This is a genomic window from Streptomyces sp. NPDC044033 (genome assembly GCF_056434425.1).
Map to the genome: position 1 here is coordinate 50,793 of NZ_JBWKFF010000012.1, position 1,565 is coordinate 52,357.

The following is a 1,565-nucleotide window of genomic DNA, read 5'->3' on the forward strand; positions in this document are numbered from 1 at the left end:
GCCCCGCCTGCGAGGAGCTGGCCGCGATCGGTCGCGGCCCGGGGGCCGCGGTGGGGGGGGGGGGGGGGGGGGGGGGGGGGGGGGGGACCCCCCCCCCCCCCCCCCCCCCCCCCCCCCCCCCCGCTCCGTCAGATTCGCGCCCCGTCGAGGCGGCCGATGGTCGCCATCGACGGGGTGCGCCGCTGTCCGCCGGCGCGCGCCGTGAACTCCGCGCCGCGCAGCACGCGCAGCGCGTTCTCCCAGGTGAGCTTGGCGATGTCGGTCTCCGACCAGCCGCGGTCGAGGAGTTCCGCGATCAGATACGGGTAGCGGGAGGCGTCCTCCAGGCCCCTCGGCCGGGGCAGCGGGCCGTCCGCGTCGCCCTCCGCGGCCGTCTCCTCCGGTGACCGCTCCGGGCCGCCGTCGTAGCAGCCGCTGAGCCCGACATGGTCGGCCCCCGCCACCTCCCGTACGTGGTCGAGGTGGTCGGCGACGTCCGACAGCGTCGCGGGGCCCGCGCCCCGCGCCATGCGCTCCGGCTCGAACGTGACCATGCACAGCCCGCCGTTGACCGGCAGCCGCTCCAGGATGTCGTCGGGGACGTCGCCGGGCCGGCCGGTCAGCGAGGCCGCCGCCGAGTGCGAGAAGAGGACCGGGGCCTTGGAGAGGGCCAGGGTGTGCCGCATGACGTCGACGGAGCTCATGGAGAGGTCGATGAGCACCCCGAGGCGGTTCATCTCGCGGATCACCTCCTCGCCGAAGAGGGTCAGGCCGCCCGCCCGCGGCCCCTCGGCCGCCGAGTCCGCCCACGGGGTGCCGCGGTCGTGGGTGAGCGCCATGGCGCGCACACCGAGGGCGTGCAGCCCGCGCAGGGTGCCCAGCGAGCTGTCGATGGCGTGTCCGCTCGCGGCTCCGAGCAGCGAGGCGATCCGGCCGCGGTTGCGGGCGGCGGCGATCTCGTCGGCGGTGAGCGCGAGGCGGAGCGACTCCGGATAGGCGCGGACCAGCGTGTGCACGAAGTCGATCTGTTCGAGGGTCGCGCGGACGGCCCGGTCGCCGACCGCTCCCGTCGGCACGTGGACGGACCAGAACTGCGCCCCGACGCCGCCCGCGCGCAGCGCCGGGAAGCTGGTGTGCAGCGTGGAGTCGTCGAGGTCGAGGTCGTAATAGCGGCCCGGCGTCAGGTCGTGTCCGACCCGCAGCCGGAGCGTCCAGGGAAGGCCGTTGTGGCCGTCGGCGATGGGGCGTACGGCCAGCAGCTGCCGTGCCCGGGTCACTGAGGCCGGGTCGGCGGCGGGTACGGGCTCGGTCGTGGGCGCCGGGTCCGGCGCGGGGGCGGGGGCTGGGGTGAATGCTCGGGGGGTCCCCTGGAGGACGGGGGCTGAGTCGGCCATGAGAGGGGCTCCGTGCTCGTTGCGGCGCAGTACGGCCACGGTGCCACGTGGGCCCCGCCGCTACGCGATGACCGGCGCGTATGGGCTAGAGGCCCGCCCTCGTGGAGGGGGGGGGGGGGGGGGGGGGGGGGGGGGGGAAGGGAGGGGGGGGGGGGGGGGGGGGAGTCGGCGCGCCGGCCACTCGTGGCCCCG

At 77.3% G+C, this 1,565-nt stretch carries 1 protein-coding gene; it reads right to left on the reverse strand.

Annotation, left to right across the window (positions count from 1 at the left end; translation table 11 throughout):
• Positions 1 to 128 precede the first annotated feature (128 nt).
• On the reverse strand, positions 129 to 1,373 hold the full coding sequence (locus AC07AB_RS21665) for a dipeptidase (protein WP_478569323.1): 1,245 nt from the start codon (positions 1,371 to 1,373) through the stop codon (positions 129 to 131).
• Positions 1,374 to 1,565 lie beyond the last annotated feature (192 nt).

What these genes read in the sequence shown, in the direction of transcription:
- AC07AB_RS21665 (WP_478569323.1), bottom strand. Translation starts at nt 1,373, where the DNA reads ATGGCCGACTCAGCCCCCGTCCTCCAGGGGACCCCCCGAGCATTCACC.